Source organism: Lactobacillus sp. PV012 (assembly GCF_014522325.1).
Classification (GTDB): Bacteria; Bacillota; Bacilli; order Lactobacillales; family Lactobacillaceae; genus Lactobacillus.
Map to the genome: position 1 here is coordinate 800,108 of NZ_CP041983.1, position 25,041 is coordinate 825,148.

Below are 25,041 nucleotides of genomic sequence, written 5' to 3' on the forward strand. Positions count from 1 at the left end.
TTAACGTAAAGCTTTCAAACTTGAACCAAAAATACTTTCAATAGCACTTGGATCACGATGATCGAAGAACTGACTTTCTTGCAAATCAAGTGAATTCATTTTCTTCATGTCTTCATCACTTAATTTAAAATCAAAAACATCAAAGTTTTCTGCCATGCGAACCTTATGAACAGACTTTGGAATTACAATAATACCTCTTTGAAGTAACCAGCGTAAAATTACCTGTCCGTTCTTCTTACCATATTTCTTACCAATTTCAGCGATTGTTTCATTAGTGAAAATCTCATGCTTACCTTCCGCAAATGGTGCCCAAGCTTCTACTGCAATCCCTTGTTTTTGATTCCAGTTTACTTCACTATCTTGTTGGAACCAGGGTGAGACTTCAATTTGGTTAACTGCAGGTTTAACATTACTCATTAATTCTAAGTTTTTGAGTTGATCTGGATAAAAATTAGAAACCCCAATGGACTTAATTTTACCAGCTTTTTGAGCTTCTTCTAAAGCTCTCCAAGCTCCATAAACATCCCCATATGGTTGGTGGAGTAAATAAAGATCCATGTAATCCATTCCAAGCTTGGCTAAAGATTCATCAATTCCTTGTTTAGCTTTTTCATAAGTAAAATGATCTACCCATAGTTTAGAAGTTACAAAGAAGTTGCTTCTATCGATGCCACTTTGGTTAATTGCTTTACCAACAGCTTCTTCATTTTGATAAGCTGCTGCTGTATCAAATAAGCGATACCCTACTTCAATTGCATCTTTAACTGCAGTTTCTGCTTCTTTTAGATCTGGAACTTGAAAGACACCAAATCCAAGTTGTGGCATTTTATTGCCATCATTTAAAGTAATATATTCCATGATAATTCCTCCGTTTTTATGATATCTCTTAACAATTATTAGTATAGCTTGAAAAATTAAGAGAGAAAATTACCCTTTATGTATATCACGATACGATAAATGTATGGTGTGATTTTAGCTTAGAAAAGTAATGTTAAAATGTAGTTTATTTTAAATTAAGTAGCGTTATCTGCTCAAACTCAGTAATTAATTTTCAATTTAATTCATGTTATTATACATATAATGCATACTAAGGAGAGAATTGTAATGATAAGTTTTGAATTGCTAGAAGAATTAGTTACCTTCGCTAAATATGGGACTTTAAGAGCAACAGCTGAGCATTTGATGATTACTCAACCTAGTGTTACACGCGGGATGCAAAAGTTAGAACAAGAATTGGGTGTTAAGCTTTTTGACCGCCAAGCTAATCGAATTTCCTTAAATGAAACTGGTAAATTAGCTGCAGCTGAGGCCAAAAAGTTATTAGCTGCAGAAAATAATTTTGTGGAGAAAATTGCTAATTTTGACCAAATGAAAAAGAATATTACCATTGGTTCCGTAGCTCCTGGTCCTCTTCTTTGGTTAGATAATAACCGTCCTAGTTTTAATCAAGACCTTGCCATTACCCAGCAACTGATTACACCTGATCATGTTGTGCAAGATTTACTTAGCTACAAACAAAGAATCATCTTCACAAATTATGAAATTGAATCTGAGGAAATCGAATCAATGTATTTAGGTAGAGAAAAATTATTTGTTAGAATTGATAAATTTAATCCTCTGGCTGCCAAGAAAAGTGTAACTTTCAAAGATTTAGCAGGTTTAAGTTTCTTAGTAGTTAGGGATGTGGGACCTTGGCGTAAGATTCAAGAGTCCAATATTCCAGATGCTAAATTTTTATACCAAGAAGATTTAAACTCACTAGATGAATTAACACAATATTCTAATTTTCCCGTCTTTAGGTCTAACTTAACTTTAGCGAGTCATTTTGAAGAAAAAGATGACGATCGTATCTTAATACCAATTGAGGATAAAAATAATACTTTAGAAATTTACGGCTCGTATTTAAAAGAGCAGCGGTCTACTGTACAGCCCCTTTTAAAGGAAATATCTCAAAATTGGCCAGTTCAAAAATAAAAAGTCTAACTTTTGGTGGTATTTCACACTAAGTTAGACTTTTTATTTACTTATCATTTACAATAATCAAAGACTTAATCGCTTCACGCTTATCCATTGCAGCATAAGCATCTTGAATATGCTCTAAATCAAAACGTTTAGTAAATACTTTACCTGGATTAATATTTCCCTTTAATACTTCATCTAAAAGTAAATTTTGTCATAAGTAGTAACACTAGCAATACCACCCCGAAGACCAATATTTTTCCAAAAAAGAGTATTAGAAGCTGGTTCGGTCTGAGGTACACCAACACGACCAATAATTGCACCTGGACGAGCAAGTTTGCCAGCTTGTTCTATTGCACTTGTAGCACCGACACATTCTAAGACGCTGTCAGCTCCTGCACCGTTAGTTAAAGTCATGACTTTCTCTACTGCTTCATCTCCACGTGCAGAGACAATATCAGTTGCACCAAATTCTTGTCCTAGTTTAGCTCGAACTTTATGGTGACTCATTAAGATAATTCTTGAAGCACCAAGTAAACGTGCTCCAATTACTCCACATAGTCCTACTGCTCCATCCCCAATAACTACAGTAGTATGACCAGGTTTAACTTCAGCAGATTTTGCGGCATGAAAACCCGTTGCCATAACATCGGCTAAAGTTAAGAAGTTGTTGAGTTGTGCATCTGAGTAGTCTTCTGGTTTACCAGGAATTTTGATTAAAGCCCAATTAGCTTGCTCAAAACGTAAATACTCACCCTGATAACCACCATTACTACCCTCTGGTTGGTTTAGACACGAGCCGTCAAAACCTGCTCGACAAGCGGCGCAATAACCGCAACCGTGAGTAAAAGGTACAATTACAAAGTCACCAGGATGAACTGCAGTTACTTCATCACCAACTTCTTCAATAATTCCTATCGCTTCATGCCCTACTGTCGAGCCACTTTCGCGCTTAGAAATGCCACGATACCACCATAAGTCAGAACCACAAACACAAGCTCTGATAATACGAATAATAGCATCAGTAGGCTTTTGAATAGTTGGTTCAGTTAATTCTTTTATTGCCATCTTCCCTGGTTTAACAAAAACTGCTGCTTTCATTTTATCTATTTCCTTTCCGTCATTTAACTTGCAATGATCATTGTAGTGCTAAATTTTTCTTATGAAAAATACCAAAAGTTGATGCTAGTATGCCTAAACCGTATAATAAAAAATATTTTTAAGGACTATAGACCGGATCTACTGCTACTTAATATGGGCTAGCCACTTGTTTAGCTATAACCCACTTGCCATTTTCTTTAGCAAAATACATTTTCATTTGAAGTGGCCAAGTAGAAATACTACCGCCCCAAATTCTGGCTTTAACACGATTTTTACCAATAAATGATGCTGTATTCCCATTAATTTCAATATCTTCAATCGCTTCTTCATCAGAAGAATAATATTTCATTTCTTCATTTTGGATTTGGTCGATCCATTCCATCTTCGGTTGAACATAGCCAGTCATATGAGTTAATTCCATACTTGGAGCTAAAATTTGGTTAAGTGTGTTAATGTCTTTGTTAACCATCGCTTGGTTTTCTTTGCGGTAAAGTGAAATTATTTGTTGTTCATCAGTCACAAAATCACCTCATTATCTATTTATATTAATTTCTAACTTCGTCAACATTACCGTACCAATACTGAGCGGTAACACCACCATCAATTAAAAAATCACTCCCTGTAATAAAGGCTGCTTGGTCACTCATTAAATATTGAGCTAAACTAGCAATTTCATCCGGAGTTGCTGGACGCTTAGTTACCATCGATTCAAACATTTTCTTGTAGCCGGCACCACGTGGGCCATTTAATTCATCCAAGGCAAGTGGAGTCATTACTATTCCGGGAGAAATGGCATTAATTCTGGCACCACGCTTTTGCCAATTTACTGATTCACTAGCAACACGCAACACATTCTCACGTTTAGCATATTGGTAAGCAAAAAGTGAATCGGTAATTACATCAGGTTGCAAAATATCTAAATCAAGCAATTTTTCAGTTGGAGTCATAGCAAGTTTTTTGTCGTTCTCTTGACCTAATGCGGGTAGACGATGTCCAGATTGAGAAGAAATAATAATTCCACTACCACCTTCATCAATAACTTTTCCGAATTCTTCAAGCAAAACTGAGGTACCATACAAATCCACTTTCAAGACTTGCTCAGGAGTAGTTTGAGATGGTGAAACACCTGCTGCATTGACTAAGTGCTTAATTTTACCCAACTCTTGAGCTTTCTTAACTACTTTTTGAATTGATTCACGAGAAGATAAATCAGCCTTGATTGTTTCTACATCAAAACCTGCTTCTTGTAATCTCTTTTGCACATTTTTTAAGTTGTTTTCATTGTAGTCAGCTAGTAATAATTTTTTACCACTAGCAACCCGTCTAACAATAGCTTCACCAATTGATCCACTACCAAATAAAACAACTACTTCTTTTTTCATATTTTTCTCCCTTAATAAATTGATTTAATCCACCTAAAATTAAAACTTTTTTATTTGAATTTACTCTTAATGATTTATTCTTCTGAAGTATTAATACCCACACTATCTCTAGAGTAAAGCGAATCATCATCGACAAGTTTTTGGACTAAATCACCAATTGATGCAACCGAAACATCATGGCCACCAAATGGTTCCCCTTTTCTAGTTACTTCGTAATTAACGGGACCATTAGTGAACCAACCAGGACGAACAATAGTGTAGTTTAAATCGGATGCTTCAATGATATCAGCTGCTTCACGATAAGGTCTTAAAGTAGAATTAGTTCTTAAATTACCACCACCAACGCTAGCTGGAATTTCATTGTAAATTCCCATGGAAGTAATGAATACTAAACGTTTTACGCCATTTCGGTTCATTGCTTCAACAATGCTCTTAGCAAAATGTCCTAAGTTACCACTTAATGCGGCAAATACAGCATCTTGTCCTTGTAAAGCCTTGTCCAAGTCTGCTGGATTAGTTACATCCCCAGAAATTGTCTTTTCTCTACTTGGATCAGCTACACTAAGTTTGTTAGCTGAGCGAGAGAATAAAGTAAGATTGTCATTTGTATTTTTTAAAATTGCTTCGGTTGCTGCTCTACCCACAGTACCAGTAGCACCAATAATTAAAACGTTTGTCATAATTTTCACCTCATGTGTTTAATTCGATTTTCAATTATTATTGTAGAAGCAAAAAGACCTAGGAACAATTTCTTGTTCTTAGGTCTTTTGATAAGTAAAACTTATTAATTATTAAATTGTTTTTCTAAAATATCAAAGAAGCTCTCAATGTAGTAGCCAGAATTATCTGCTTTCCAAAAGGCATAGTATTCTTGTGATAACTGTTGATCACCATTGTATAGAGGCAAACTAACCAAATCATCATTCAAAGTAATCGTATCTTTAACACGATCATTAATAATTAAATAGCCTTGATTCAAAGTTGCCATCATAATTGCTTCATCATAAGTAGATGCAGTTACAAAATCACCGCTGATATTTAAAACATCTTGATAATACTTCTCTTCATCGGCCTGTTCATTGGCCCTACAATTAAAATACATGGCAAATCACGCAAGGCTTGACTTTCAACTTTAGTTTGATTGGTATTGACTTGTTTTTTATTAATCAAAACTTCGAAATTACTTGAAGTCAAAAACTTATTTACATATTTATTAGAAGGAGCTCTTCTTAAATCACTAAAAGCAATATCTAATTTATCTTCTTCTAGCATGTTAAATAGTTTTTCGTGACTACCACTAGTAATTTTTAATTGAACATCAGGAAATTCCCCTGAAAATTCCGTTACTGCTCGTAAAAATTCATTAGTTCCAAAATTACGCAAATAACCAGCATGCAAAATAAAAGGTTCTTCTGTTTGATTATCAATTTTCTTTGTCTCGGAAATTAATTCATCTAGGTTGTTTAATAAATCTTGGCTATGATTATAAAAATATTTACCAGCTTGAGTAACAGTAAAGCTGCGCCCTATTCTTTCTAAAAGTTGGACGCCTAATTCTGACTCGAGCTCTTTAATTTGCTGTGAAATGGCTGGTTGTGAGATATGACATTCCTCAGCAGCTTTCGTAAAATTTTTATTTTTAACTACTGAAATAAAATATCTAATTTGATTAAACATAATTATCACCTGTATACAAAAATAAAGAATACAATCCTACTTGCATCCATTATTTAAATATTTTTCTCTTATAATGTCTAATAATTTTTGTCACTGTCTGTGCATCATGATTTCTACCTTCGATATATCTAAATTATCAGAAATTTGAACACTGTATCCTATTTATCAAAAATTAAAAGGTACAATTAAAAATCTGAAAATAATTAAATACTTTCAGATTAATAAATTCCCACGTTCATTTTTATACCTTATCCTTTAATTTCTAACTATGTACTTACAGTGGTTACCCTTATTCATTTGGTGTTTAGACTTTTACTACCGGCTTAAAAGTAATTACAGCTTACAATCCAAGCCAATCATCTAATCTATTTAAAGCCTTTGCGATTTGTTAAAGGAGCTAGATTAAACCTATTGAAATCTTATTTAATTTATTTTATAATTGTAAAAGAAAAGGAGCTAACGAGTGCCAGTCGTTAACTCCAATCGTAACTTGAATGACTGAATAGTTAGCTAATCCTTGTGATTAGCTTTTTTTGTTATTGCATAAGCCTTTGCACAACTCACTAAGAATTTACCTAGTGCATTGAGTGCAATAGCAGAAGCTATTTGCAAGGAAGCCTACTTCTCCAGTCTATTCCATGTGGCATGGCTCTCACCTCCGTAACTGAAAATAGGTTGAGGGGTGTGTAGCCATCCAAAGTTACTAAATCATCGGTTAGCTAAACCAATGACCTAATAATATTGTAACAAGATGATAAACAAAAAGCGATCAAATTTTGAAGTGCCTCATAATTGTTAGACATAGATCTAACAAGTGTGAGGTATTTTTATACTCCCTCTTTGCTTAACTTTTATTAACAGTTTATAGAGAAAAGGAATACTTGAAAATTACTAGTTATTTATGCTAGCTTACGTATAACGTAAACTAATGAATTTATCGATCTTTTAGGTGAAAAGATAACTTTCAAGCCGTTACTCCGATTGATCAAAAGCTAAAAAATAATCAAAAAGCCGATGAAATTCATTCATCGACTTTAAAGAAAACCTTACTACCAAGTCCTACTAATAAAATCTAACAACTTAAACATTATTTTTTTATTTTCTTCTGGCACACCGTGTTTTATTATTTCTTGATAAGTCTGGTGTAGAGAATTGTTTTCTGCAGGATATTCTTGATCATTAATAGCAATTTCACGAAGATTATCTTCTTCAGGCTCAAAATGGAATTGCAGGCCAATCACATTATCATTAAGCAAAAAGCCCTGATTTTTAACTAAATCGCTAGAAAACAACAACTTTGCTTCTTTAGGAATTTCAAACATTTGTTGATGCCAATGTAAAGCAGTTAATTTTTCTGGAAGTCCTGGAATTGTTTGATCTTGCAAATAAACTGGGGCCCAGCCTACTTCTTTGTAAGGCGCATCTAAAACCTCATATCCAACAGCTTTAGCAATTTGTTGAGCACCAAAACAAGCCCCAAAAATTGGTTTATGCGCTTTAAGCATCTCTTTGATTAATTCACGTTCTTGTTTAATCCAAGTTAAATCATCATTAGGACTCATTGGCCCACCTAAAATTACTAGCAGATCTGTTTCTTGCGCACTAGGCAAGTGGCCAAATGTTTCTGGATGATAGACATAAAATTGATAATTATTCTTGTCTGCCCAAGATTTAATCGCCCCTGGGCCTTCATTGGGTGTATGCTGCAAAACATTAATTCTCATTTTTCCTCTCCTCTCTAGTGGCAAAAAAGTTTTTAATAATTTCTTGATATGTTTCAATTATCTTTAAGTAGCTTGATATTGTAGTATATTCATTACTTTGGTGAGCTTGTTCCCATTTATCAGGACCTAAAACTACTACAGGAAGGTCTTTTCTTTTCAAGGTGAAAACACTCGCATCAGTTGCTCCATTAATAATATCTAGTTTTATTTCATCAGAAAAATTATTTTTTGCGGCCTTAAAAGCTAGCTGTACAAAAGAGTCTTCTGGCGCTGTAGCAATCGGATAAAAACTTTGAATCACTTCTAACGCTAAATTGTAGGGAGAATTTTGATTAATATCATCAACTAGCCCTTGTAGTCTCTCGATCACCTTATCATTATCAAAAACAGCGGTTGGACGAATATTTCCCTTTAGACTTGCTGTCGAAGGAATGATGTTGACCTGACTACCTCCCTGGATTAAGGTTACACTATGCTTAACTGCGCCTAAATAAGGATCTTGTGGCACAGCATCAAATAAGGTCTGTTCTTTTTTGATGAATTCAACTAAACCATTAATTGCATTGATGCCCTTTTCCGGTTTTGAACTGTGAAAAGATTTTCCTTTACTTTTAATCTCATAATTGAGGCTTCCTGAATGAGCAAAAATAATATTCCCGCCCGTCGGTTCTCCAACTAAGAGTGCGCTTAAATCCTGAGCAATATTTTGTTTTTGAAGGCGATTAGCGCCGGGAGTGCCGTATTCTTCGCCTGCAGTAATTATCAATCTTACTTTTCCATTTTTGGGCAGTTTATCTGCTTCTTTCAGCTCGATTAAAGCAATTATTTGAGCGGCTAAACCACTTTTCATATCACTAGAGCCACGCCCATATAGTCTATCACCTTTGATAGTTGCAGAAAATGGAGGATAAGTCCACTCCCTTTCAGACACAGCAACTGTATCCATATGGCCAGTTAATCCTAAGATATTTTGACTATCTTTATCTCCTACTTCAGCAATTAAATTGGCTCGCTTATCACCAAAGGCATCAATTTTTGCGTCAATGTCATACTTTTTTAATAATGATCGAAGGTATCTAGCAACCTCTATTTCATTACCGTTAACCGAATTAATCTTAATTAAGTCAGTCAAAATTTTGATTTTTTGCGTTTTGTCCATACTTTCATCTTCTTTATAAAATTAATTAACATTATGATAACATGAAAAGTTTATTCTTAAACTATTTTCCATAACAAAAAGACATCCCTTACAGATGTCTTTGGTTTGCTTTATAAAAAGTGATGCTTCTTCATTCTTTGCTCAAAAATACCATTTACTAATTTGGTCATCTCTTCTTTATCGGCGGTACTTACTTCATCATTTTCAAATTTTGCATACAAGTCGGGATGTTCTCGAGCAATTAACTTACAAGTACCGCCAGTAGCATGCTTACGAAACATCTTGGGAATCTTTTCTAAATACTCTGGTTTTACTAAAGCAATAATTTTCTCATTAGCTGTCATCTTTAACCCTCCTTCGGTTCTTTTAGTTGTCCTTATTTTATTATTTGGCAGTCAAAATTGCAAAAACTTAATTACCCTTTAAAAAAGATTTTATTTTTTGCATGTTATCATAGGCAGTTTTAACACCAATCTCATACACATTTTGAATTGCTTGAGGTGAATTTTTAAAAGTCTTCACCTTTAAAGGCTCAGGCGGCGCAATTATTAGCATTTCTCCACCTTTTTCTAATTTCTTCATTTTATCCAAAGTAGCATTGTAGTTAACTGCACGATTTAAAACTTGCTTTTTAACCGCTGGATAATCTTTAAAAATTCTTGAATAAAGACGTTGATGTTTCCCAGGAGTTTTACGATATGAGCGTGGTTGGGTAGTAATTACAACTTGTTTGGTTGGGCCAAATCTAGGAAAGAAGTCAATTGGAATTGAATCACTCACGCCACCATCCCAATAATGATTGCCATTAATTTCAACTGGTTTGGCAAAAACAGGAATCGAAGCAGAAGCCTTGATCCACTCCATATCTTCACCCCGTCCACTAATCAGACGATGAAAGGTCGGCTTCCCAGTTTCAATATTAGTTGCGCAAACCCAAAAGTCCATCGGATCACTAGCAAAAGTATCATAATCAAAATAGTCTAATAAGTCAGGAATAATATGATAGCACATTTCTACATTATAAAGATTACCAGTTTTGCGCCAACTTTTAAAACTAGCATAGTTATCATCTTTAGCAAATCTCTTATTGTAACGCAGGGCTCTTTGGGGTTGGTGAGATTTATAATTTACTCCAAAAGCAGCTCCAGCTGATACCCCTACTGCTTGATCAAATTTAATATTGTTTTTCAAAAAGACATCTAATACACTTGTAGTAAAGATATCTCTGATTGCTCCACCTTCGAGCACAAGTGATGTTTTTTGTTTCATATAATGTAATCTTCTGATGTAATTTTTTTCTTTGTAATAAGAAGAGATATCCCAGATATCAGGTTAAAGTAAAAAATTAACTCTCCATATAACAATTTTGTATCTATTAAGCAATATAATTTATTCTTTTCCTACAATGTCTTCTACATATTCCTGGAGTAAATCAATTGTTTTCTTATTTAAATGATTAATAATCTTTCCGTGTCTTGCAACAAAATCGAAATTTTGTAACTGCCACAAAACTATGTACCCTTTAACTCCTGTACCGTTAGAACCATTAATAAGAATAGGAAGATATCTTGGATTATTCTCATAATTTGAAGTAGTTATTGGAAATCCTAAAAACATATGCGTTGCATGATTATAACTATTCGTACTCATTACTACATAATGTCTACGAATATTATTAGTAGAAGGATCATGTCCTCCCATTTCATGTCCCGCATGTGGTTCAGCATCTACAATAATAACATCACCTTTATTTGGAAAAATCATTACTAATCTCCTTACCAACTGGCTTAACCTCTTGTAGTAACGGATCTTTTTTAACATCATGTTGATAATCATAATTTTTCCATTCAGGAGTACTAAAGATATTCACATGTTTTTTAACAGGCGTAAATACTATAGTCTGACCTACATTCTTAACATCATACTCATTCCCAAGTGTTTTAATATCTTTAGGAACAGTTAAAGTTTTAGAATTTCCTACAGTTCGTAATTTTACTGACATTTTGTTTCTCCTTTGTATACATAAGTGTATACAAAAATTATAAAGATGTCAACTAAACTATAAGTGACTGTTTAAATCAACTAAATTCTTACTTGTCTACTGATTTACTAACTTTTTATCTTTCAGTTCAATAATTTGTATTTTTTCAAAAAGAGATTATTGTAGAGATATAAGATAATAGTTTGTTTTAAGGAGGTCTCTTTTATGGATAAACGCAAAGTTATTATTGTTGGTGCTTCTCATGGTGGTCATGAATCTGCAATTGAATTATTAGATAAGTATGATGATGTTGATGTAACTGTTTATGAAGCAGCTGACTTTATCTCATTTATGTCGTGTGGCATGCAGTTATATCTTGAAGATAAAGTTACTGCTCGTGATGATGTCCGTAATTTTAAGGCAGAAGATATTGAAAAACGTGGTGGTAACGTTTATGACAGCCACCTAGTTACTGGTATTGATGCCGATAAGCACACTGTAACTGTAAAAGATCTAAAGACTAATATTAGTAAAGAAGAGCACTATGATAAATTAATTCTTTCATCAGGTGTTACTCCACAAACTCTTCCAGTCCCTGGTAGTGATTTAGGAAATATTTACTTAATGCGTGGGCGTGATTGGGCTATGCAATTAAAAGATGCAGCTGCTGATCCCGCAATTAAAAATGTAGCTATTATTGGTGCTGGTTATATTGGTACCGAAGCTAGTGAAGTATTTGCCAAAGCTGGCAAACATGTTACTTTAATGGATATGATTGGTCATCCTCTTGAAACTTACCTTAACCAAAAATTCACCCATATTCTTGAACCTGTCTTTAAAGAACATATGGATCTTAAAATGGGTGCAAAGATCCTTGGATTCGAGGGAGATAAAAAGGTTAAGCGTGTTAAAACTGACAGCGGTGATGTAGATGCTGACTTAGTTGTTATTGCTGCTGGTGTTAAACCTGCAACTGATTGGTTAAAAGGTACGATCGATTTAGATGAGCGTGGATTTATTAAAACTGATGATTACCTCCGCACTAATCATGAAGATGTTGTTGCTATTGGGGATGCAATTAAACCACTTTCAATCCCAGCAAATCAAAAGATGCCAATTGCGTTAGCAACTACTGCAAGACGCGAAGCTCAATACGTTGTTAACAATCTTTTCGATAAAAAACCTGCTCGTCCTTTCAAGGGTGTAGTTGGTGCATCTGCTTTAAGTTTCTTTGATTACAAATTTGCCACTGCAGGTCTTAACGAATTTTCTGCTAAAAAGCTTGGGTTAGACCACGCTGAGAGTTATTATGAAGATTCAATGCGTCCTGCTTATATTCCAGAAGCTGATAATCCAAAAGTTTATGTAAGTTTAACCTTTAATCCTCTTACCCATCAAATTTTAGGTGGTGCTGTTTTATCTAAGTACGATATTACTGCTCAAGGTAATGTATTAGCATTAGCCATTAGTCATAAAATGACTTTGGAAGATTTGGCTGAACAAGATTTCTTCTTCCAACCTGGATTTGATCGTCAATGGAGTTTGTTAAACTTAGCAGCTCAACATGCTTTAGGCAGAGCAAGATTTTAGAATTTTGAAATAATTTAGAGCTAAAAAGGCATCCCCGCTATGAGGGATGCCTTTTTTACATACTGCACTAAGCAGGATTATTAGTGATTGTCACAGTTTTGATGTCTGACCAATCACTTTTAAGAGAACTAGTTAATGCACGAACTCGTACTTCATATTGTGTTCCCTTTTTAAAGTCTTTTTCTCTATCTATTTCAGTTTTGGATTTGCTACCGGTAATAAAACTTTTCCATTCGGAAGTCCCCTTAACTCGGTAAGCAACTTCATAACTATCGACAGCTTTATTTTCATTCCATTTTACAGAAATATAAGGTTCATCATTACCATGATCGTCATAGTAATCTAAGTTAATATTTGGTTTAACTGGTGTCTTATCGTTTGATGTTAATGGACGATAGTAAGTAAATTGCTTAACTGCAGATTTTGTACCATAAGCTTTATATGGCTCATTAATTCCAATAACCGCTGTCGTCAAATTTTCACCATTAACAAGGGAAGAATTAGGAATTAAACCACTTGTAGTATTTGAAAAGAATGCCGGATTTCCATATAAATATCCTGAATGATTATTATCAACATTGTAATAAATTCCATACTTAGTTGCGTGGTCAGTAGGTGTGTAATCTACTTGAACTCCTTGATCAGTTGACTTAATGTTAGTAATCTTAACAGCTCCTGGAATTTGATCAGTATCTTCTTCGGTAAGTTTAAAATTATATTGTCCAGTTAAGTTAGAAAATGAAAGGTTGTAGCTACCAGCACCTACGTACCAGCTGAAAGTACGATGACGTACACCACCGCTTACATCGTATGGAGCAAAATCGTAGGCAGCGTTAAAATCTTTAGCCAAAGACTCTAAGTCAACACCCAATTTGCTCATGTGTCCGTGATAAACTGGCATTGTATTAACATCAAGAGTAACTTTTTTAGGTTTGTCTAAGGTAATTTCATAGTCGTGCCAAGTATCAAATTTATAAGTATGATACATATTCAGTAATCCTTTAATAGTCTGCCCCGATTGAATTTTTTCTACCTTAGGTTTCTCCTCCTTACTCATAATTGGAAACGTATCTAGGTCCTTACGCAAGCTAGTGAGTTTAGTAAAGCTAGTTTTAATCTTAGCATTTGCAGTCGTCGTTATAGTATAGTTACCAGAACGTAAGTAGTAAACCTTGGTGTCCTTGGTTTTGCCAGGATAAGCAACAGCATTCCATTTATTAACATTTTTGATAGTGTATTTGTTACTTCCTTTTACAGTCAACCTACCTGGGACTTTTAGGCGAAGTTTATAGGTTTTTCCTTTGATTAAACTACTAGTTGCATGGGTTGATACAGTGTTTGTAGCAGCATTTGCAGTTGGGGCGGTTAAAAAGAGAGCTCCAGCTGCAAATGCTGTAAATAAAATTGTGTGTTTCTTCATTTTTTCTCCTTAATAATTATTTTCTTTTAAAATCTTGGCTAAGATAGAATTGAATTTATCTGGTCGCTCTGCCATAATATCATGACCACTTTGGTCAACCAAGATAAAATGAACCTTCTCATTTTGTTCATCCATCCATTTTCCAAAGTTAGCATCATAATAGGGGCTTTGAGCAGCTGCAACAATGTAAAGTGGCACCTGGGTGTGTTGAATAGTTGGACGCCAGTCATGTCTCATATGTTCTTGAAGCAAGTCCAAGTTATCCTGGCGACTAAAAGGAAAATCCTTTTTAGCGGGTTTTAATTTAGCAAAAATATTATCATCTAACCCATGTAATGTTTCGTGCACTTTAGGCACTGTTTGGGACAGTTCAAGATAATTATTTTTGTCATAATTAAGATAACCATAAGGCCAATCTTTGTCATTTAACATATAAGGTGTTTGATCGACGACAACAGCGAGTTCAATAAGCTCAGGTTTTACATGTAATAAGTTATATAAGAGACTGCCACCCATTGAGTGACCAATAAAAGTAGCTTTAGAAATCTTTAGAAAATCTAGTAATTCAATTAAATCATGGGTTAGTTGTGCTGAAGTGTGGCCCACTTTTGTTCGTTGACTTTTACCAAAATTACGATGATCATAAGTAATTACTTGATAGCCTTGCTTAGAAAAATAGTCTATTTGACTACTCCACACTTCTTGGTAGCCACCAAATCCTGTAATGAGTACTAGAGTTTTCCCTTCTCCTGTAACTTGATAATCTAATTCAGTATTATCACTTGTTTTAAATTTCATAACTTGTGTCTTTTACTAATTAATCCAATTTATATTTTAACAATTATATCAAAAAACATCCCTACAAGAAAGTTCTTCCAAGGGATGTTTATTAACTGTTAACTTAATTTTATTTAAACATCATATTTTCTAAAGCAGTATAATTAACATCACGCGCTTCATAATTTTTAAGTAATTTCACAATTAACTTATCTAATTGTTCTTGTTCTTCGGGTGTAATTGAACCATAAGCAGCTTCTGAAATCTCATTTCTTCTATCTTCAAGTTTTTGCGCTTCGTTAAATCCAGCATCAGTAAGACTTAACTTATATTCTTTATCATTAATATTTTCTTTTGTAACAAGGTTATAAGTAAGTAAAGCACTCGTTGCATCTTTAACTTCACTTGTACGGAAGTCAAAGTTAAGTACTAATTCTTTATTGGTGAGCGCTCCACCCTGTTTTGCTAATACTCTGATAGTACGATTATAAATATGTTCATCTGGGAACTTTGGTGAGTCAACTAAAGTTTCTTTTGAAAGGTGAACTTGTTTTTTGAGCATTGCTTGGTATTTTTCAAATTTTTTAACATCTAAAAATAATTTAGTTGATAATTCAGTCATAATCTTACGCCTCCATTAAATTAATGATTTATCTACCTGAATAGTAACACCTGCTATTTTAATAGTAAAATAAAAGGCTCCAAGTTATTAACTATTGATTTTGCTACCACGCTCTTCTTGTATTGTAGGGGAACCTAGTTTATACTTACTGAAGACATTATTTATTGGAGGAATTTTATGAAAAAAAGTTTTTTAATGCCATTTTTAGGTGCTAGTTTATTAGGGATAGGTGGACCAATAGGTTCTCTTAAAAATGCTCCTCATCAAGTAGTACAAGCAGCTAAAAGTAAAAAAACTTCACCAAAACAAAAAAATTATCACTTTTCCGGTACTGTAGTAATTAAAAAGAAAAGTTCTAAACATCTTTCGCTTTATTCAAATTCACTAACGAAAGTAACTTCTCACCTTAATAATACCAGTTATGTATATGTATCATCGGTTAAGAAAGTAAATAAAAAAATTATTGCTTACCGCTATAAAAATAATCAATGGATTAAAACTAATGATATTTCAAGAGTAAGCAATAAGCAGAAAGTTTCAAAGGATAAAGTATCTAGATTAGCAGCCGGATTTAAGCCTTACAAAGAAACTTTTAAAGTTGGTTACACTGGTGCTTATCTAATGACTAAAGATGGTAAAAAAACTGATACTATTGATAAAGGAAAAATTGTGAAATTAATTGGAGTGGGTAGTATTAAAAATAATCGAGCTTGGGAATTAAACAATGGCTCCTTTATTTATGCTAAGTATCTAGTCTCAGCCAATACTTCCATTTCAACTCAGAAACTCCCTACTATTTCTACTAATTCTATGGATAGTTTAGATCCACAAATTGTTAGTCAACTTAAAGATTCTAGCGTTCCATTACTTTCAAAATATTCCATTGTTAAAAGTTTAAGCGGAGAACAACATGAGCTTGCTGAAAAATTACTTATGGATCAAATGGGTATTAGTTCAACAAGTACTAGTCGTTTTGACAGTATCATGAATAATATTTCTCAATCAGCTACTACTTCCCTTAATTGGATTCATAATTCATAATAAAAAATCGTTGATAGATGAAAATAAACTATCAACGGTTTTTTGTTTAAAATTAACTTCTTATATCTTTTTGTACCAATCGGCATGTCGAGCAGAAATAATAAAGAATGTTCTACTATTGTGATAGTATTTTTTGTTTGTAACTATCCAACCGCCAGTACTCATAATCCAGTAAGAAATATGTAATTTTGTCCCCTTTTTAACATATCCAGCCTTATAAAAATGGTTCTGAGCTTCATATTTTCCAGTTCGAACTCGATAAATAGGTATTTTTCTTGTAACTTTCACATATCTTGTGGCTGCTCTAGCATAATCATTTCCATTTAAGTAGCTGCTGGCTTGGACTGTATTTGATTGCTTGGCACCAATTATAAATAATAACAGCATTGAAAGAATAAATAATACTTTTTTCTTCATTTGTTTCTCCTCATTACTTTTAATTATCCTTACTAAGTATACAATATTTTTCCTTATATTTGCTATGGAGTTAGCTCCATAGTTTATAATGAAACAAACGAATAGAAAGGTGATTATTATGAGTATTAAAGATAAAGTTGTAATTATTACTGGAGGTTCTTCAGGTATTGGAAAAGCTACAGCTAAGTTGCTAGTAGAACAAGGTGCCAATGTAATTCTTGGTGCACGACGAGAAGAAAAATTGGTTAAAATTTCTGAAAAATTCAAAAAACTTCCCGGTACAATCTTAACCCAAAAAGTTGATGTAACTAAGCGAGAAAATATTCAGCAATTAATTAAACTTGCATTAGATAGCTATGGCCGGATAGATGTTTTTTATAATAATGCAGGAATAATGCCTCAAGGCTTCTTACGTGATCGTAATTATGATGAATGGGAAGCTATGATAAATACAAACATCATGGGAACATTAAATGGGGTTGGAGAAATTTTACCTGTTTTTCGGAAACAAAAAGATGGATTGATTATCGCAACTGATTCAGTTGCTGGACATGTAGTCTATTCTGGATCTGTTGTTTATAATGCAACAAAATTTGCTATTAGAGCTATTATGGAAGGACTAAGACAAGAAGAAAAAGATGCTGGTATAAAGTCTACTCTTATATCTCCTGGGGCAGTTAGCACTAATTTAGTTGAAAGTATTAGTAATCCTAATTTTAAAAATAACATCCAAACACTCTATAATTCTCCTCGTGAAGAAAAATTAGTACTTACGCCAGAGGACGTTGCTAAAAGTGTAGTATATGCAATTGATCAACCAAAACATGTAACTATTAGTGAGATAATTTTAAGACCTACTAAACAAGATGTGTAACTATAATGAAAATTAATGAAATTTCTAAAAAATATAATCTTTCAGTAGATACTTTACGCTATTGGGAGAAAGTAAAAATTATTCCTCAAATTAAAAGAGATAAAAACGGCTACCGAATCTATTCAGAAGAAGATTGTGAATGGATAGAATTTGTTCACTGTATGCGTAATGGTGGTGCTACAATAGCATATTTAAAAAAATATTTATCCTTAGCATCTAGTAAAAGAGATACACGTAAAGAAAGAAAAAAATTGCTAGAAAAACAACTATTAAACCTAAAAAACCAGCTACATATTTTACAGCAAAACTATGATTTTTTAGAGCATAAAATTAATAATTGGAATAAATACTTTGAATAATACAAATTTCTGGTGTTGATAGTTTTGTTGAAATTGGTGCCGTCGGTACTGCTGCGGTAATCTCTCCGCTTCATTAACTTACCACAACGAAAAACTACTTTTGGTAGTGAAGATCATCCTGGACCAGTTACTCAACAATTATACGAAAATTTAGTAGGTATTTAAAATGGTGATTTACCTGATAAATATGGCTGGATAGTTTCTTTAGATTAATCTACTATAATAAACCCTCTCTATAAACTAGGATATTAGTAAATTCGCTAGTAATAGAGAGGTTTTTGTAAAAGTATGAGTTAGTAAAAGTCGTTAAAGTGGAATTCTTAATAGCTTACGCTAAAGCTGTCTTTAAAGCTGTGATTAAGCCATCGGTAGTTGCTGGAAAAGCAAAAATCATCTTGTTTAAGTCTTGGAAAGTTAATTTTTTATCAATGATAATAGTAACTAAATTAATCATTTCCCCTGCTTCGTTTCCTAGTAAAGCAGCTCCAGTTAAAGTTTTATCTTTTTTATTAACAATAAACGTAAAATGAGCAGTAGCTTCTAATTTATTTTCAAAATTTATTGGCCCGCCAAATGGCACCTCAACAATCTTATACTTATCTGGTTGATTCGTTGCTTCTTTTACACTAACACCAACTTGTGCAATTCTTGGAAAAGTAAACACTAAATTTGGAATTGCAGGATAAGTAATCGGTTTAGTATTACCAAGAATTACAGAAGCAACGTAGTTAGATTCAAAAGTTGCTGTTGGAGTTAATCGAGGTATTGATTTATCAATAACATCCCCTGAGGCAAAAATATTTGAAACATTAGTTTGTAAGTGATCATTAACTTCAATTCCGTTTTTATTATATTTAACCCCTACGTCTTCTAATCCTAAGTTAGCTGTATTTGCACTACGACCTGTTGCATCAACAATATAATCTGTTTCAATTTCTAGACCTTGAGCTGTAATTAATTTGAAGGAACCATTTTCTTTTACAATTTTACTTACAGCTTGATTAAAATGAAATTTTACTCCTTCTTGGGTCATTTTATCTACTACAGCTGAAACCATTTTTTCTGGATATGCAAGTAAAGCACGATCTGCAAACTCAACAATATTAACTTCAATTCCCTCTTTTATAACAATAGAAGCAAATTCCATTGAGATAATACCGGCACCAATGAATGTAATACGTTTTGGTAATGAATCTAAGTCTAAGAATTCCCGACTATCGTGGGTAAACTCACTGCCAGAAATTTTAAGTTTATTTGGATGCTGTCCAGTTCCAATTACAACATAATCACTAGTGTATTTTTGATTATTAACTACAACAGTATGAGCATCTGCAAGTTTTCCCTTTCCCTTTAAAAGAGTAATTTCACTTTGCTCAAATTTCTTTTCAAGTAATGGAGCATAAGTAGAAATGATTTTCTTCTTATATGCCATCAGCTTTTCCCAAGAAATTGTTCCCACTGTAGCAATATCTGCTTGTTCATAACGATTTAAATCATCTAAAAATTCAAACGGGGTATCTAAAATAAACTTTGCATTACAACCATAGTTTGTGCAAGTTCCTCCGGCTAGTTCTTGTTCAACGATAGCAACTTTTTTACCAGCTTTAACTAAATCTTCTGCACCATGCCAAGCTGCATGTCCTGACCCAATAAAAATAACATCATAGTCATAAGCTATTTAATATCTTCTCCTTTATTTATCTACTTTTATGTCATCTTATCACTAAAATGAGGAAGAAGTGAAACTATTGAATTGGAATATTGAAAAACGTTGTATCTGTCATCTTAAAAAGCTAAACTGTTTACAGAGATTATGATGAGTAAATACTAAAAAGATTTTCTTTATAAGTAGCTTATTAAACTAACTAATAAGGAAAATCTTTTTTATTAATTATTTTCTTTGTATTTCTTATAGTACTCTCCTAGTAGTTCGAGTACCTGTTCACCAATTAAAGTATAATCATCAGTTGGCAAGTTTGCCTCAGACACTCGTAGTTCCCCTGGTTTAGCACCAAATCCAACACCATCAACTAAAACGACACCATTTTTCTTAGCTAAATTAAGTAAAAAGTCAATTTGATTAAAATCATCTTCTAAATATTTTCTGAATCCCTTCCCATATTTCTTTTCAGCTAAACGATAAATATCTATTAGAGAGTAATAGTGTGTATTTGTATCAGTTTCATCTTTTGGAGCGTTCATTGCATTATGTAAATCTTCATACCTAATTTTAACTAGTTTTCTTGCACTATCAATATATGCATCAGTAGAACCTTCTGCATACACTAAATGAGTTAATGAAAATAAACTCATCATAATTTGTTGGGGAGTAGATAAACCTGCAGTATGATAGAGTCCAACTGATCGACTATCTGAACACAAACGGTCAATAAAAGGCATATTATTGGGATCTACCACATTACTCTTGTAGCGATTAAATAATTCTCTTTTTTCTGCTTCTGGAAGCTTTTTAATCTTAGCATCAAAAATATTATTATCATTTAAAGCAATTGCCCCTAGACGCCAACCCGTACAACCAAATAGCTTAGAATAAGAATAAACTAACATTGTATTATAAGGAAGTACGCTGTAAACACTAGTAAAATTAGGTACAAAGCTACCATAAACTTCATCTGAAATAATCATTAATTCTGGGTTGCTTTTTACTACATCTTTAAGGGCATGTAAAGCTTTAGAATTAAATTCTTTGGAGGTAGGATTAGTTGGATCAACTACAATTAAAGCTTTAAGAGCAGGATCTTTCAATTTTTCAATTTCAGCTGGCTCAATTTCCCAATTATTTTTTTCGTATGAAGCTAAATCTACTTCAACTAATTGATAATCATTCAGCTCTGGAATCATGATATAAGGTGGAAAAATTGGCTCATTAATCGCTATCTTATCACCTTTTTTCAGAAGATGATTTTCTTTTAAGCTATGAAAAGCATATGCAATTGCAGCTGTTGCACCTTCAGTAGGAAAGATACTAGTTTGATTTGCTAATTTTTTTCCTCGATAAGAAATAGATTGTAAGTACTCATTAACAATAATTTCATTGTACTTTAAACAACGACTAGGGACTGGATAATCATTTCCAATAACTCCATTTGCCCATTCATAAATTAAGTCATCACAATCAACTTTCAAATTTTCTTTACAATAATTTATGGCATCGATAATAAATTTATCAACTTTACTGTTATTAGAATCTAAATAAGAAAATAGACGCTCTCTAATTCCTTCTTTATTAATAAAACCAGCCATTATTCCATCATTAATTGTATTTTTTGACTCATTCACACTAAATTCCACTAAACGTGCAAAAGCTAGTCTTGCTAAAGTCTGAATCCAATTAGGATTTCCTCTTCCAGCATTTAAAAAGATATTCCCTTTTTCATTATTTTTAGCAAGTGCCAATAATTTTTGACTAATTTCAAAAGTTCCGAGTTGTTCTATTTTCTTTTCACTAATGTTATCCATGATTGTCTCCACTATAATATTTATTAATTATTATCATTAGCGTAACTCCCTGTTTAAATAAAGGCAAATTTTATGTTTTGATGAGAAAGGGAGTTAACGACTCTACTCGTGGACTCCTTTAAAACTAATCTTAACTCTTCTAAAACTGTTGCGTTGCCAGCAGACTATGAACAATCTCAGAAGCAAAAAATTTATTAGTTTACAATTAACCAAAGTCTACCCTATCTAATAGATGTTCACGTTCTTCTTGATCTAATCCTAGATATGCCAAAGTCATTTGTTCCGAAGAGTGATTAAGTAATTTCATTACTAAGGCAATATTATGGTTAGTTTGTTGATAAACACGATAAGCTCCAGTTTTGCGCATTGTATGAGTTCCCAAATAATTAATATTAAGAATCTCTCCTACTCTATGCATAATCATGTAATATCTTCTTTCGTCAATATGCTTTTCAGGCTTAGTCATTGACGGAAAAAGCCACTCGCTAAAGAAAACACTCTTATCGGGATTCTTTAACTGCCAACCTTTTAACCAATCATAGTAGTCTTCTAGATCTTCCTTTACGGGTTTTAAATAAAGTACATTTTTCTTTTTAGTCTTTTTATCGATGATATAAGCATTTTTCTTAACTCGACCATTTTCCTCATATACATCTGATTTTCTAAGACGCAAAACATCACTCACTCTTAATAAAGTAGCTTTCCCTACTTGAAAAATAGTGTAGTTTCGTCTTCCTGATTCAAATCTGTTTAAGAGAGTATCTTGGACTGAAGATAAAACCCAAGAATCCTTAATTGGTTTAACTATTTGTTGCATCAAATTGCATCTCCTTTATTTGCATGAATGATTAGTTATTAGTCTTTTTGGACGAATAATGCAATAGAATCGTCCTCTCAGCATGATAAGAAAATTGATTTTATTGATAATTTTATGGAAATTCCTTTATCAACTTTACTAGTTTTACAAACAGTCTATAAAATACCTATTTGTAAAGCTTTATAATATACTAATGTTATTTATACTATATTAAGAATTATAACACTAGCTATTTTTGGGACATCTTAAAATTGGCGTTATTACGCTATTCCTCAAGCTTGTTACTAGTGTTATTATCTCATTATAACACTAGCATAATAGCCAAAAGTAAGAATTTATACCTAAACCTTATAAATTCCACTGTTTATATTTATTCGGTTGATTTTGCAACTGGCATTTTGATTCTTTCGATTGCTGCAATTAACTTTGCAAAAGCATATCGAATAATCAAAAAAGCTAATCATAAAGATTAGCCTTTCCCCTAGTTATTCAAATCTACGATTGAGAGTAACGAGCCACCACTCGTTGCTCTCTTTTCATTTGTACTTATATTATAATTGGACGGATTAATTAAAGCAAATTTTAGATAAAATATCGTGATAAATAATAAGATTCTCTTATCAAAAAGTTTATTGCCAATTAAATAGCCATCAATACTAGCAGCACCAGGAATAGCGTATAATTAAGATAGTCTCTTAGAGATTAGAGAAAGGAGTAAAAAGTTATGCCAGATAATTTTCATGCAAAAAAACAGATGATAAAATGAAAAAAATATTTGACGAATTAAACTTTGTAAATAAAGAAACCAAAAAAGATATTCTTTTAGCGCTTGCTAAAGATAGAGGTTTAATTGAAGACAATACTCCCGGTTTCACCAATAATAAAAAGTTGATGAATTATATGAAAACTCATGCAACAGCAATTAAGGAAACAATAGAATTAGAATCTAATGGAGTTGGAGATGTAGTTCGTAAACGTGAAAAGGATAAAAGTGGATTTACAAATATTGAAGAGATTGATTGGGGCAAGTTATAAATATTTCAAAAAGGAATATAGCTTCAAAAATACAAGAGTAAGGTTACTGAAGTCTTACTCTTTTAAGCTAAAAATTATTAACTATTACTTTACATAATATTTTTACCGTAAATATAACTTTTTACTCTATAATTCTCTTCTACCATTTATGAACTACAGCAGGATTAAAATCCCGCATATACTAAAGGAGCTAGACTACTTTCTCTTGAATTTTTATTTAATTTCTTTTATAATTGTAAAAGAAAAGGAGCTAACGAGGTCGAGTCGTTAACTCCAATCGTAACTTGAATGACTGAAGTGGTTAGCTAATCCTTGTGATTAGCTTTTTTTGTTATTGCATAAGCCTTTGCACAACTCACTAAGAATTTACCTAGTGCATTGAGTGCAATGCTTAGTGCAATAGCAGAAGCTATTTGCAAGGAAGCCTACTTCTCCAGTCTATTCCATGTGGCATGGCTCTCACCTCCGTAACTGAAAATAGGTTGAGGGGTGTGCAGCCATCCAAAGTTACTAAATCATCGGTTAGCTAAACCAATGACCTAATAATATTGTAACAAGATGATAAACAAAAAGCGATCAAATTTTGAAGTGCCTCATAATTGTTAGACATAGATCTAACAAGTGTGAGGCACTTTAATTAGTCTATCACTTTAAAATTATCCAGTTTATTAATTGCAAAATCGCAAAAATAGCCTCATTAATAATGAAAAATCTTTTCCAAAAATTTTTCCAATTAAACTTGTATTTCATTTAAAATTTCCTTTCGTCCAATATAGAACACAAAAATACAGGATTTTTAATCCACTGTTTCTTGGCTAAGGCTTAAAGCTAAAATTGTTATGAGGTTTGCAACAATTCTAGCTATTACTAAGGTAATTGTCTTAGCTTTTTTTGTTGATTTTATTATTTTTGCTATTATTTGCTTAAGCATTTATGTTAGCAATTATTACGTACTTTATTATAAAAATTAATTATTTTCGATGTAATTTTCCTTATATAAAAGTTGAGTCTCATTATTAACCTTAAGTTCTACTACATCTTCTTTACCTTCTGTCATCTCTAAAATGATTGCTTCTTGTACGGCTTCTTTCATCCCTTCAGTAAGATCATTGAAATTGCAATTAACGAGAAGCACCTCTCTATTTTGTAATTCACCATTTATTGAAGAAGTTTTTTCTGCTTGTAAAATTAATACATGATGAAAAGCATCAGTAAGCTTTTCGATGATTTTTTTATTTAAGTCTTCAAGATTATAAGTTTCCTTATCTCTTTTAACTAAAGTTAGTGTAATTTGATTTTTAAAGTCTTTCATTGTCTCTTCCTTCTTTTAATACTTCTGCCCATTCTAATACCGAAGGGGCTTTTTTTATAGTAATTTCATCACCATTAAGTTTGAAAGAAAGTTTTGTCCCTTTTTCTAACCCCAATGCTTTTCTAATTGAAACAGGAATAACAATTTGTCCCTTTTGGGACATCTTTCTTATTAATTGATTTTCCATATGATCACCTATCCCTATATTGCATCTTACATAAAGAGTACACCTTAATTTTATCTTCTACAATAAATAAACTATATTACTTTTTATTGTTCAGATTATTTGTAGAATCAAATTGCACAATCCTACG

The 25,041-nt window shown here is 32.7% G+C and carries 27 protein-coding genes and 1 pseudogene; 6 read left to right on the forward strand and 22 right to left on the reverse strand.

Annotated elements, in window-relative coordinates:
- Positions 1-858, reverse strand: a complete 858-nt coding sequence (locus FP433_RS03990; RefSeq protein WP_265484544.1) for an aldo/keto reductase — start codon at positions 856-858, stop codon at positions 1-3.
- Between the two features lie 246 nt (positions 859-1,104).
- Between FP433_RS03990 and FP433_RS03995 the strand changes: the two genes are divergently transcribed.
- Positions 1,105-1,974 (forward strand): LysR family transcriptional regulator, encoded by an 870-nt coding sequence (locus tag FP433_RS03995; protein ID WP_265484543.1) that lies wholly within the window; start codon positions 1,105-1,107, stop codon positions 1,972-1,974.
- 46 nt (positions 1,975-2,020) lie between these two features.
- Here the strand turns inward: FP433_RS03995 and FP433_RS04000 are convergent.
- The 12 genes and pseudogenes from FP433_RS04000 to FP433_RS04055 all read right to left on the reverse strand — a co-directional run bounded on the left by FP433_RS04000 (position 2,021) and on the right by FP433_RS04055 (position 11,004).
- Positions 2,021-3,060 (reverse strand): annotated as a pseudogene (locus tag FP433_RS04000) (zinc-dependent alcohol dehydrogenase family protein).
- Between the two features lie 148 nt (positions 3,061-3,208).
- Positions 3,209-3,580, reverse strand: a complete 372-nt coding sequence (locus tag FP433_RS04005; protein WP_265484542.1) for a nuclear transport factor 2 family protein — start codon at positions 3,578-3,580, stop codon at positions 3,209-3,211.
- Between the two features lie 25 nt (positions 3,581-3,605).
- Positions 3,606-4,442 (reverse strand): SDR family oxidoreductase, encoded by an 837-nt coding sequence (locus FP433_RS04010; RefSeq protein ID WP_265484541.1) that lies wholly within the window; start codon positions 4,440-4,442, stop codon positions 3,606-3,608.
- A 74-nt stretch (positions 4,443-4,516) separates the two neighbouring features.
- Positions 4,517-5,122 (reverse strand): NAD(P)H-binding protein, encoded by a 606-nt coding sequence (locus FP433_RS04015; RefSeq protein WP_265484540.1) that lies wholly within the window; start codon positions 5,120-5,122, stop codon positions 4,517-4,519.
- A 104-nt stretch (positions 5,123-5,226) separates the two neighbouring features.
- Complete coding sequence (locus tag FP433_RS04020; protein ID WP_265484539.1) at positions 5,227-5,544, reverse strand: hypothetical protein; 318 nt, start codon at positions 5,542-5,544, stop codon at positions 5,227-5,229.
- Positions 5,481-6,119 (reverse strand): LysR family transcriptional regulator, encoded by a 639-nt coding sequence (locus FP433_RS04025; protein WP_265484538.1) that lies wholly within the window; start codon positions 6,117-6,119, stop codon positions 5,481-5,483. The genes FP433_RS04020 and FP433_RS04025 overlap by 64 nt, the downstream gene beginning before the upstream one ends.
- Positions 6,120-7,168: 1,049 nt before the next feature.
- Positions 7,169-7,843, reverse strand: coding sequence for a type 1 glutamine amidotransferase (locus FP433_RS04030; protein WP_265484537.1), 675 nt, complete (start codon positions 7,841-7,843; stop codon positions 7,169-7,171).
- A complete protein-coding gene (locus tag FP433_RS04035) occupies positions 7,833-9,002 on the reverse strand; it encodes an ArgE/DapE family deacylase (protein WP_265484536.1) in 1,170 nt (389 codons plus the stop codon). Before FP433_RS04035 ends, FP433_RS04030 begins: the two co-directional genes overlap by 11 nt.
- A gap of 110 nt (positions 9,003-9,112) precedes the next feature.
- Positions 9,113-9,346 (reverse strand): hypothetical protein, encoded by a 234-nt coding sequence (locus FP433_RS04040; RefSeq protein WP_265484535.1) that lies wholly within the window; start codon positions 9,344-9,346, stop codon positions 9,113-9,115.
- A gap of 67 nt (positions 9,347-9,413) precedes the next feature.
- Positions 9,414-10,271, reverse strand: a complete 858-nt coding sequence (locus FP433_RS04045) for a patatin-like phospholipase family protein (protein WP_265484534.1) — start codon at positions 10,269-10,271, stop codon at positions 9,414-9,416.
- Positions 10,272-10,391: 120 nt separating this feature from the next.
- The gene (locus tag FP433_RS04050; RefSeq protein ID WP_265484533.1) at positions 10,392-10,766 is read right to left on the reverse strand and encodes a type II toxin-antitoxin system PemK/MazF family toxin; all 375 of its coding nucleotides are present in this window, start codon (positions 10,764-10,766) and stop codon (positions 10,392-10,394) included.
- A complete protein-coding gene (locus tag FP433_RS04055; protein ID WP_265484532.1) occupies positions 10,750-11,004 on the reverse strand; it encodes a hypothetical protein in 255 nt (84 codons plus the stop codon). The genes FP433_RS04050 and FP433_RS04055 overlap by 17 nt, the downstream gene beginning before the upstream one ends.
- Positions 11,005-11,208: 204 nt before the next feature.
- Between FP433_RS04055 and FP433_RS04060 the strand changes: the two genes are divergently transcribed.
- On the forward strand, positions 11,209-12,573 hold the full coding sequence (locus FP433_RS04060; RefSeq protein ID WP_265484531.1) for an FAD-dependent oxidoreductase: 1,365 nt from the start codon (positions 11,209-11,211) through the stop codon (positions 12,571-12,573).
- 67 nt (positions 12,574-12,640) lie between these two features.
- Here FP433_RS04060 and FP433_RS04065 read toward each other — a convergent pair whose 3' ends face one another.
- The 3 genes from FP433_RS04065 to FP433_RS04075 all read right to left on the reverse strand — a co-directional run bounded on the left by FP433_RS04065 (position 12,641) and on the right by FP433_RS04075 (position 15,392).
- Positions 12,641-13,993, reverse strand: a complete 1,353-nt coding sequence (locus FP433_RS04065; protein ID WP_265484530.1) for a fibronectin type III domain-containing protein — start codon at positions 13,991-13,993, stop codon at positions 12,641-12,643.
- Between the two features lie 9 nt (positions 13,994-14,002).
- Positions 14,003-14,791 (reverse strand): alpha/beta fold hydrolase, encoded by a 789-nt coding sequence (locus tag FP433_RS04070; protein WP_265484529.1) that lies wholly within the window; start codon positions 14,789-14,791, stop codon positions 14,003-14,005.
- A 109-nt stretch (positions 14,792-14,900) separates the two neighbouring features.
- Positions 14,901-15,392 (reverse strand): hypothetical protein, encoded by a 492-nt coding sequence (locus tag FP433_RS04075; protein ID WP_265484528.1) that lies wholly within the window; start codon positions 15,390-15,392, stop codon positions 14,901-14,903.
- Between the two features lie 177 nt (positions 15,393-15,569).
- On the opposite strand from FP433_RS04075, the gene FP433_RS04080 reads away from it, so the two are divergent.
- Complete coding sequence (locus FP433_RS04080) at positions 15,570-16,433, forward strand: hypothetical protein (RefSeq protein WP_265484527.1); 864 nt, start codon at positions 15,570-15,572, stop codon at positions 16,431-16,433.
- A 60-nt stretch (positions 16,434-16,493) separates the two neighbouring features.
- On the opposite strand, the gene FP433_RS04085 is transcribed toward FP433_RS04080, so the two are convergent.
- Entirely contained in the window at positions 16,494-16,850 is a 357-nt protein-coding gene (locus FP433_RS04085) for a hypothetical protein (RefSeq protein ID WP_265484526.1), read from the reverse strand.
- Between the two features lie 118 nt (positions 16,851-16,968).
- Between FP433_RS04085 and FP433_RS04090 the strand changes: the two genes are divergently transcribed.
- Both FP433_RS04090 and FP433_RS04095 read left to right on the forward strand, forming a co-directional pair.
- Positions 16,969-17,724 carry an SDR family oxidoreductase gene (locus FP433_RS04090; protein ID WP_265484525.1) on the forward strand — a complete coding sequence of 252 codons (756 nt, stop codon included), beginning with the start codon at positions 16,969-16,971 and terminating at the stop codon, positions 17,722-17,724.
- Positions 17,725-17,729: 5 nt separating this feature from the next.
- Positions 17,730-18,083 carry a MerR family transcriptional regulator gene (locus FP433_RS04095; protein WP_265484524.1) on the forward strand — a complete coding sequence of 118 codons (354 nt, stop codon included), beginning with the start codon at positions 17,730-17,732 and terminating at the stop codon, positions 18,081-18,083.
- A gap of 328 nt (positions 18,084-18,411) precedes the next feature.
- Here FP433_RS04095 and FP433_RS04100 read toward each other — a convergent pair whose 3' ends face one another.
- The 3 genes from FP433_RS04100 to FP433_RS04110 all read right to left on the reverse strand — a co-directional run bounded on the left by FP433_RS04100 (position 18,412) and on the right by FP433_RS04110 (position 22,380).
- A complete protein-coding gene (locus FP433_RS04100) occupies positions 18,412-19,761 on the reverse strand; it encodes a dihydrolipoyl dehydrogenase family protein (RefSeq protein ID WP_265484635.1) in 1,350 nt (449 codons plus the stop codon).
- A gap of 209 nt (positions 19,762-19,970) precedes the next feature.
- Positions 19,971-21,563, reverse strand: coding sequence for a bifunctional aspartate transaminase/aspartate 4-decarboxylase (locus FP433_RS04105; protein ID WP_265484523.1), 1,593 nt, complete (start codon positions 21,561-21,563; stop codon positions 19,971-19,973).
- A gap of 205 nt (positions 21,564-21,768) precedes the next feature.
- Complete coding sequence (locus FP433_RS04110) at positions 21,769-22,380, reverse strand: tyrosine-type recombinase/integrase (protein WP_265484522.1); 612 nt, start codon at positions 22,378-22,380, stop codon at positions 21,769-21,771.
- Between the two features lie 762 nt (positions 22,381-23,142).
- Between FP433_RS04110 and FP433_RS07520 the strand changes: the two genes are divergently transcribed.
- On the forward strand, positions 23,143-23,415 hold the full coding sequence (locus FP433_RS07520) for a hypothetical protein (RefSeq protein WP_322555900.1): 273 nt from the start codon (positions 23,143-23,145) through the stop codon (positions 23,413-23,415).
- 967 nt (positions 23,416-24,382) lie between these two features.
- Here FP433_RS07520 and FP433_RS04120 read toward each other — a convergent pair.
- On the reverse strand, positions 24,383-24,727 hold the full coding sequence (locus FP433_RS04120; RefSeq protein ID WP_265484521.1) for a hypothetical protein: 345 nt from the start codon (positions 24,725-24,727) through the stop codon (positions 24,383-24,385).
- The gene (locus FP433_RS04125; protein WP_265484520.1) at positions 24,714-24,914 is read right to left on the reverse strand and encodes an AbrB/MazE/SpoVT family DNA-binding domain-containing protein; all 201 of its coding nucleotides are present in this window, start codon (positions 24,912-24,914) and stop codon (positions 24,714-24,716) included. The genes FP433_RS04120 and FP433_RS04125 overlap by 14 nt, the downstream gene beginning before the upstream one ends.
- Positions 24,915-25,041 lie beyond the last annotated feature (127 nt).